Raw genomic sequence first — 8,170 nt, 5'->3', positions numbered from 1 at the left:
GCCGAGGATGTCCGTGGCCCAGGGGCCCGACATCATCGAGCACAGGTCGACGATCTTGATTCCGGTCATGGGGCCGCTCATGAAGGGCACCTTTCACCTGGTAGAAGGCAGTTTTGCGAAGTGTCGATCGACACAAACTGGGGCTTGTTGTGATGTGCTTCACTCCATAGTATTGAGATATCTCTTGCTAGTCAATTGTTTCGACGTGAAATGTTCTTCAGCTATAGTATCGACGACGAAAGGACCTGGTGACATGACCAGTTCTCGCCCTACACTGACGATCCAGAGGGCACACGCGGTCGCCCGCGAGGCATTCGAACCCGGTGGCGCCGACCTCGTCGGCGTCGAGATCGAATGGCCAGTGCACAAGCGAGGCAGCCTCTCACGCCCCGAATCCGCCGCCTTCCTGCCCATCATGAACCGCCCTCTGCCGAACAGCAGCCGCATCACGATCGAGCCGGGCGGGCAGGTCGAACTGTCTGGTCCGCCGCTCGAATCGGGGCCGGCCACGCTACGCGCAATCAACGAAGACGCCGTAATTCTCCACCATCGGCTACGAGCACACGGGCTGATTCCGACCGACCTCGCAGTGGACGACCGGCGTCCCCCGCAGCGGATCCTCGACCTTCCCCGGTATCGGGCGATGGAGAGCTTCTACGCGCACCGCGGCCGGGAAGGTACATGGATGATGACGAACACCGCATCGGTGCAGATCAACATCAGCCACCATCCCGACGGCCGGAACCTGCGCTGGGTACTGGCGAACAAGATCGGCCCGGTCCTCGTCGCGGCCTTCGCGAATTCTCCCGGGATCGGCCCCGATGGGCAGCGCTGGCAATCGGTACGGCAAGCGATCTGGAATGGGATCGACCCCGGGCGAACGGCACCGGTCCCGGTGAGTGATCAACCCGGAACGGATTGGGCGCAATATGCTCTCGCGGCAGATGTGTTCTTCATTCGCAGTGGCGATCTGGGCACGAGCGTTCCGCCGGGATTGACCTTTGCCGACTGGATGACAATGGGGCACCCGGCAGGCTGGCCGACCGAGGACGATCTGCGCTACCACCTGACGACACTGTTTCCGCCGATCCGGCCTCGCGGCTGGCTAGAGTTCCGGATGATCGATGCGTTGGAGCCGGATTGCCGCTCCGCCGCGGTCCTCGTCGCCTCGACCGCAATGGAAGAACGAGTTGCCGCGGAACTGGTCGACCTGCTCCCGGATACGCAGGACCTCTGGGTGACGGCCGCGCGTGACGGACTCAACGACCCGGTACTCCGGGACGCCGCAAAGCTCCTGCTCGGCGTGGTCGAGCTGCACCTACGCCGGCACCCGACCCATTCGTCCGCCGCGGGAACGGTTGCGACCTATATCGATCGCTACACCAAGCACGGACTGGCCCCCGCACATGTGCACGGGGACATCGAAATCGACGCGTTCCCACGGCTCGACGCTGCGGTCGTGGCGGCACCGTGACCGATGCCTGCTGACTCGCCCGGCCAGTGCAGCTCGGACACCATTGAGACCCCGTCCGGACTCCCACACTCGTCGACTGGATCGCAGAGAACAAACCTGATCGCGTGCTGCGGACTGGATCCGGTGGAGGCGACCCGCATCGGGGTACACGGCTTTCGACGAGAATCGACTTGGAAGGGACGTACGACATATCGCGGGTACTCGAGCTTCTCTATGCGAACCCGCGGTATACGCTGCGTGACACCGACGCATTGCAACGGTGGATGCAGGACCTCTCCTGAAGGATCCGCATTTCACTCGCATTTCACGATCCCGCGTGAGATCGAGCGACTCGAATGCCGGATCGCCCCGACTCGCACCGGGGGTATCTACTACACCGGCCCGGACGAAGAACTGACTCGTCCGGGGCGCATGTGGTGGTCGGTACGTGCCGGAGTCGCCGCTTTCACACCTGGCACGAAACGTCCCGCGTGTTCCACGTAGGCGTCCCAGGCCATCACCTGCAGGTCGGCACCGCCATGGCGCGAGGGCACAAGCTCAATCGATGGCGCCGCCTGGCGACCTTCGCCTCCGGGCACGGGAGGGGTGGGCTCTGCGAACTGCCTGCCCCGAGTTGTCTGGGCGGAGGCATCTGGGATCCTGGCAAGGCGTGGCAGTTTCTGGCCGAGCATTGCGTACTGGACGAGATCAGTCGGCGACACGAACACGATCGGTACCTGGGATGGGCCGGCCAAGCTCCGTCATACGCCGTGGGTCTGCGACTATGGCAGCAACTGCGCGACGACTATCTCCGACGCAACCCTGAATCGGATCTGCGGCACTTTCATGACCGAGCTGTGGCCGTCGGCAGCGTCGGGAGGGACGTGCCGCGCCAAACCGTGCTCGGCTTAGGCCCTGAGGATCCGGCTCAGTCGGTCTCCAGCCCCACCGCAGGATCCTCGAACTGAGCCAGAAGGATCTTGAGGAGCCGCCGAAGCTCCGCTTGGTCGTCGCCCGCCAGGATCTCCAAGAGCCGAGACTCGTGATCCATGATGTCGGAGACGACCTCATCGACGAGCTTGACGCCCTTCCTCGTCAGTTGCACATCCACGCGACGACGGTCCTTCGGGTGGAAGCTCCGCTTGACAAGTCCGCTGCGCTCGAGCTTGTCCAGCCGGTTCGAGATCCCCCCGGGAGTAATCAGCGCCGCCTCGGAAAGGCGGCCGGCCGTCATCCGATACGGCTTGCCGGCACGCCGCAGCATCGCGAGGACATCGAGCGTGACCCTGTCGGTGCCGAGTTCGGCCAGACGCTCGACGCGTTCGCGCTCCAAATGCCGTGCAATGCGCCAGATCCTGGTCACGACTCCCACGGAACTGACGTCAATGTCCGGGCGTTCACGCGCCCATGCCTGCTCAACCCGATCGACACCGTCCTCGCCGATCGAGTCCGAACCCGCCGTCGAAACCTCAGCAGTCATGTGATCCTCGCAGTCGCATGGATGCAGTCTACGACGAGAAAGAAGTTCACGGCTAAAAAATACACCAGAGCAAGATTTGCGTGCTCGAAGCTACCCCCGAACCGCCCACGCCCCTCGTCGGCCAGCTCGCCGGCGAACCCCATCCCACGGCGGCGTGGTGGGATGGGCTTGGCGCGTCGATTCGTCGAAGGCGCCCAGGTTCACCGGCCGCTCCCTGTATGCCTTCACTCCTGCCGTTTCGTCCAGATGCGTGAAGGCAGGAAGGAACCCGAGGATGCTCCGCCCGCCCATGGAGTGCCCGACTAACGCAATCGGTGCATTGCCCCCGACCGCACGAATGATGGCGTCGAGATCCTGGCCGAGTTGCTCGATCGTCATGGTGTCGGGCGCTGCGGACCCGGACTCGCCGTGGCCGCGCTTGGTCGTACTGGTCGTAGAAGACCAGCCGGATCTCCGACCCGAAGGTGCTCTGAAGGAAGGCGCGTTGCAGCTCCCACGATTGCATGTTCAGGCAGTGACCGTGCGCAAAGATGACGGTCAAGGGTGCCGCTTCGGGGCCGTACTCGCGGGTCACGAGCGGAACTCCGTCGTCTGCCGCGATGGTTGATCGTCGTTCCCACCGCATTGCGGGTTCGAATGTCGTGCTCACCGGATTGTCCGGTCCTCCGGGCCGCCAGCCCCATGGCCTGCCGTTACCCAACTTGAGGTAATCAGTATCGTCCTCAATATTGCACGAGTGAATAGTTATCTCAGTTTAGTGTTTGTTTGAGATAGCTTGTGAAGTGGGGGAGCGCGCGTAGGAAGGGAGGCTGTTTCGCGCCCGGGAGCGTGACTCTCCGCTTGACTTCAGGCCGACAGGACCCAGGTCCAGAGACCAGAGGCGCGTCGGCGATGGCCGTGCGAATGGGCAACTCCCGAGCCCTGCGATCACCGTCGCAGGGTAGGAAAGGCGCCCGAGCCCTTCTCGCGAGCCAGCCGCCTAACGCGGCGCCATGCGCAGGGCGCCGTCCATACGAATGGTCTCACCGTTGAGGTAGTCGTGTTCGACGATCATCTGAGCGAGCTGTGCGTATTCGGCGGGCTGACCGAGGCGCGAGGGGAACGGCACGCCCGCCTCGAGGCCCTTGCGGTATTCGTCGGTGACGCCGGCGAGCATCGGGGTGTCGATGATGCCGGGGGCGATGGTGTTGACGCGGATGCCGAACTGCGCGAGGTCGCGGGCGGCGGGGACGGTCATGCCGTGCACCCCACCCTTGGATGCGGAGTAGGCGATCTGGCCGATCTGGCCCTCGAACGCGGCGACGGACGCGGTGTTGATGATGACGCCGCGCTGCCCGGACTCGTCGACGGTGTCGGTCTTGGCGATGGCGTCGGCGGCGAGGCGCATGACGTTGAACGTGCCGAGCAGGTTGACGGTGATGACGGTGCGGAACAGTTCGAGGTCGTGCGGGCCCTTCTTCGACAGGATGCGCCCGGCCCAGCCGACGCCGGCGCAGTTGACGACGATGCGCAGCGGCAGACCCGACTCGACGATCTTCTCGATCGCGGCCTGGACCTCGTCGCCGCTGGTGACGTCGGTGGCGAGGAGGGTCACGCCGTCGGGGACGTTGTCGCCGGCCCGCTCGATGGACTGTTGCAGGTCGAGTCCGAACACGGTGGCTCCGGCGTCGGCGAGACGCTTGGCGGTGGCGGCGCCGAGGCCCGAGGCTGCTCCGGTGACCAGTGCGGCGGTTCCCTGAATATTCATGTTCGAGCCTTTCGCTGAGGGACGTATGTCTCTACTTCTTCGGGACGCGGATAATCAGGGCGTCGCCCTGCCCGCCTCCACCACACAGGGCAGCAGCCCCGACACCACCGCCGCGGCGCTGCAACTCCAAAGCCAGATGCAGGGTGATCCGCGCCCCGGACATGCCCAGCGGATGGCCCAGCGCAATTGCTCCGCCATTGACGTTGACCCGCGCCGGATCCAACCCGAGCTCGCGCGTCGAGGCGATTCCCACCGCCGCGAAGGCCTCGTTGATCTCCACCAGGTCCAAATCTTCCGGAGAGATGTCCTCCCTCGCGCACGCCTTGGCGATCGCCCGTGCGGGCTGTGACTGCAAGGTCGAATCGGGACCTGCAACGACGCCGTGTGCCCCGATTTCGGCGATCCATGCCAGCCCGAGCTCCTGTGCTTTGGCCTTACTCATCACCACGACCGCGGCCGCACCATCGGAAATCTGTGACGCGGACCCGGCGGTGATTGTCCCGTCCACACTGAACGCCGGTCTCAGCTTCGCCAGCGACTCCACGGTGGTATCTGCGCGAATCCCCTCGTCCTGCGCGAGTTCCACCGCCCCTCCACGCCGCTGCGGAACTGCTACCGTCACCACTTCGTCGTCGAACCGCCCGTCTTTCCACGCCCGCGCCGCATTCTGATGCGACGCCGCCGCGAACGCGTCCTGCTCGGAGCGCGAGATTCGATGATCGGCCTCCCCGTTCTTCACCTCGGCCAGATTCCCCATCGGCTGATCTGTGAAGATGTCGTACAGCCCGTCGAATGCCATGGAATCGCGCATCGTCACGTCGCCGTACTTGAAGCCCACCCGCGATCGTTCCAGCAGATGCGGAACCTGTGACATGGACTCCTGGCCACCCGCGACGATCACCTCGAACTCCCCGGCACGGATCAACTGATCCGCCAACGCGATCGCGTCGATGCCCGACAAACAGACCTTGTTGACTGTCAGAGCCGGCACGTCCATCGGGATTCCGGCCGCGACCGCCGCCTGCCTGGCCGGAATCTGGCCGGCGCCTGCTGTGAGCACTTGACCCATGATCACGTACTCGACCAGCGCGGCGGGCACTCCAGATTTGTCCAGGGCTCCCCGAATCGCGACGCCACCGAGGTCGGAACCCGACAGATCCCGCAAAGCCCCCATAAACCGACCCATAGGGGTCCGGGCGCCGGCAACGATCACCGAAGTAGTCATCAGCTTTCCTAACTTGCCCACCGCGCCCACTCCAGAGGGGTGCCGGCGAACGCTAGACGGAATTCAATCGTGTGTGGCGAAGGCGCCCCTCGACAGACGGCGCGCAACGACGGGTAGATCGTGAACTAGACATGCCGCGGAAGCAAGTCCTTCACACCACGAACCACCGAGTTCGTTCCTGTGGCACGCCCACGTAAAGCGCAGTGCCACAGAGTAGTTCTCCACCGGAATCAGGCGCGGATCGGACAGCAGTGGCTCGTGGAGCGTCACCGAGAATTGACCATACAATAGTCGAGCGCGGCGAACGCAGAACGCGCATTTCCGCGACAGGATTCCGACATTCGGTCACTTGAGGCGTCATGTCGAGCGGCCCCACATTGAGGTGAAGATACACCGCGTGTGCGGCGATTCGATACCGACACTGCAGCCTGCCTGTCGCTGGAGGCCGCCGGCGATGCTCGAGGCGCACCGGTGGCTCGAATCGGGCGTCTCTGCGGTCATGTTGATCAGATTCGCGAGCTTGCTGATCAACGCCCAATACTGCCGAAATGTGTTGACATCTGGTCGGACCGCGACTGCGATGTTGGCAGTTCCAGGCGCACGTGTAAACTTTCCAATGAAACTACTTAGCAGTGAATAGTCCCGAGCTGATCAATTCAAGTGACAATGGGGTGTGGGATGGGCGTCGAAGCACCATCGATTCGGGACGTGGCTGGAGATGACGGCGTCGATCGCATCGAGCAGGCGTGGGTACGTGAACGGCCGGATATCAACGTCAGTTCAGTGGGCATCGTTTCGAGGATCTGGCGCATTGCGCGATACCTGGAACGCGAACGCAGTCAACGCCTGGTAGAGCTGGGAACCGATCCTGCGACACTCGACCTCTTGGCAATGCTGCGGCGCTCCGGCAAACCGTATCGGATGACGGCCGGGCAACTAACCGAGGCCGCGCTGATAACCCCGGCTGGAATTTCGAACCGCCTGGACAAACTCGAACGCAGCGGTCTGCTCAAACGGAGCTTTCACCCACAAGACCGTCGTCGAGTCGACGTGCAATTGACCAAAAAGGGAGTCCAACTCATCGACGAGGTCGCCTCCGACATCCTGGGCCACGAGTCGCAACTCCTCGCGTTTGTCACCGAAGACGATGATACGGAGCTTCGCAGGCTCCTCAAACTCCTCCTCGCCCACTTCGAGGACCCGGGCCGTGGCTAGCTGAGACCGGAAAGCCCGACGGCCGTCCACCAGTTGGCGGATTGCCGATGTGTCCGGGGTAAAGGCTCTCGAATCTGCGTGGAACTCGCGCTCTCGAAGTTGATGGTGCGAATCGAGTGACTCTGCGCGGTACCAGTTTTCGTGACTGGTGGGCCGAGTGGAGCGCGCCGGCTACTGCGCGTCGGTGACGTACGCGCTGCAGGCGTCCGAACTCTGGCCCGGGGGACGAACTTCTTCTCGCGATGGGCGTAATCACGCATGCTCACGAGGCGTGGCTCGATCGCCACGGCGGTTCGTCGCCCGTGAACTGATTTCATCCAGGAAGATCAGGTCCACCCACCCAGATTGTCCTTGCAGTGGCGCTCTCGCAAATCTCCCACCGCCCGGACGGCGACTCCCGGTGCTGTCGGCACGCCCGTCGACGCCTACGGACAGGACTGTGGTCCCCGCCGCACGCAGACACCCTTGCTCTCTGTCTTGGTCGTGCCGCTGCGCCCTGCCGACTTCACCGCAGGGGCTGCACCCCCGCTCCGCACAAACAGCCCCGGCCCGACCTTTCCAAGTTCGTGGACGCGGGTTTGGAACTTCCTCGTGGCCTCCATATCGCAGCCACGAGTGCGCGCTGTCCCGCGCTGTCCCGAGACCTCTTCCGCGGATCCCGTCGCCTCGATCGGCGCATGCCCCCGGCGCCGTGATCGCGACGCGATCTCCAGCTCGCCATCGGCATTCGGCCTGACGACCAACTCGGGTGAGTGATCACCTCCGGCACCTCCACGCAGGGCGATCCTGCGAAAGACCGGCAGATAACTGCGCATGCAACTATTCACTGATGAAAAGAAGTTGACCCAAACAATTGACTCATGAAAGAAATCTCAATACTATGCGGTGAGGCGGGCCACACTGCAACGAGATCTGGCTGTAGGCCTCGCGAAACCTCGGATTACTTCTCTCGACAGAAAGGTGCCCTTCATGAGCGGCCCCATGACCGGAATCAAGATCGTCGACCTGTGCTCGATGATGTCGGGCCCCTGGGCCACGGACATCCTCGGC

General features: G+C 63.6%; 7 protein-coding genes. 3 read left to right on the top strand and 4 right to left on the bottom strand.

The window, feature by feature from the left end; all coding sequences use genetic code 11:
- The first annotated feature begins 253 nt into the window (after nt 1–253).
- Nucleotides 254–1,474 carry a glutamate-cysteine ligase family protein gene (locus ACFVJ3_RS48815; protein WP_378458935.1) on the top strand — a complete coding sequence of 407 codons (1,221 nt, stop codon included), beginning with the start codon at nt 254–256 and terminating at the stop codon, nt 1,472–1,474.
- 335 nt (nt 1,475–1,809) lie between these two features.
- Nucleotides 1,810–2,421, top strand: coding sequence for a DUF885 family protein (locus ACFVJ3_RS48810; RefSeq protein WP_378458934.1), 612 nt, complete (start codon nt 1,810–1,812; stop codon nt 2,419–2,421).
- Here the strand turns inward: ACFVJ3_RS48810 and ACFVJ3_RS48805 are convergent.
- The 4 genes from ACFVJ3_RS48805 to ACFVJ3_RS48790 form a co-directional block, all read right to left on the bottom strand.
- A complete protein-coding gene (locus ACFVJ3_RS48805; RefSeq protein WP_226955735.1) occupies nt 2,382–2,816 on the bottom strand; it encodes a MarR family winged helix-turn-helix transcriptional regulator in 435 nt (144 codons plus the stop codon). The two genes, ACFVJ3_RS48810 and ACFVJ3_RS48805, sit on opposite strands and share 40 nt — an antisense overlap.
- Nucleotides 2,817–3,023: 207 nt before the next feature.
- Complete coding sequence (locus tag ACFVJ3_RS48800) at nt 3,024–3,311, bottom strand: hypothetical protein (RefSeq protein WP_378458933.1); 288 nt, start codon at nt 3,309–3,311, stop codon at nt 3,024–3,026.
- A 601-nt stretch (nt 3,312–3,912) separates the two neighbouring features.
- The gene (locus ACFVJ3_RS48795) at nt 3,913–4,680 is read right to left on the bottom strand and encodes an SDR family NAD(P)-dependent oxidoreductase (protein ID WP_378458932.1); all 768 of its coding nucleotides are present in this window, start codon (nt 4,678–4,680) and stop codon (nt 3,913–3,915) included.
- 31 nt (nt 4,681–4,711) lie between these two features.
- Entirely contained in the window at nt 4,712–5,905 is a 1,194-nt protein-coding gene (locus tag ACFVJ3_RS48790; protein ID WP_378458931.1) for an acetyl-CoA C-acetyltransferase, read from the bottom strand.
- A gap of 678 nt (nt 5,906–6,583) precedes the next feature.
- Here ACFVJ3_RS48790 and ACFVJ3_RS48785 point away from each other — a divergent pair.
- Nucleotides 6,584–7,120, top strand: coding sequence for a MarR family winged helix-turn-helix transcriptional regulator (locus ACFVJ3_RS48785; RefSeq protein ID WP_378458930.1), 537 nt, complete (start codon nt 6,584–6,586; stop codon nt 7,118–7,120).
- Nucleotides 7,121–8,170 lie beyond the last annotated feature (1,050 nt).

This window comes from Rhodococcus sp. NPDC127593, assembly GCF_042671975.1.
In the GTDB taxonomy this organism is placed as follows: Bacteria; Actinomycetota; Actinomycetes; order Mycobacteriales; family Mycobacteriaceae; genus Rhodococcus_F.
Note: the sequence above shows the minus strand (reverse complement) of the source record. Positions and strands in the feature narration are given on the sequence as shown.

Excerpts from the sequence above, each read along its gene's own strand:
- ACFVJ3_RS48815 (WP_378458935.1), top strand. The coding sequence starts at position 254 with ATGACCAGTTCTCGCCCTACACTGACGATCCAGAGGGCACACGCGGTC.
- ACFVJ3_RS48810 (WP_378458934.1), top strand. The coding sequence starts at position 1,810 with ATGCCGGATCGCCCCGACTCGCACCGGGGGTATCTACTACACCGGCCC.
- ACFVJ3_RS48790 (WP_378458931.1), bottom strand. The coding sequence starts at position 5,905 with ATGACTACTTCGGTGATCGTTGCCGGCGCCCGGACCCCTATGGGTCGG.
- ACFVJ3_RS48785 (WP_378458930.1), top strand. The coding sequence starts at position 6,584 with ATGGGCGTCGAAGCACCATCGATTCGGGACGTGGCTGGAGATGACGGC.
- ACFVJ3_RS48795 (WP_378458932.1), bottom strand. The coding sequence starts at position 4,680 with ATGAATATTCAGGGAACCGCCGCACTGGTCACCGGAGCAGCCTCGGGC.
- ACFVJ3_RS48800 (WP_378458933.1), bottom strand. The coding sequence starts at position 3,311 with ATGACGATCGAGCAACTCGGCCAGGATCTCGACGCCATCATTCGTGCG.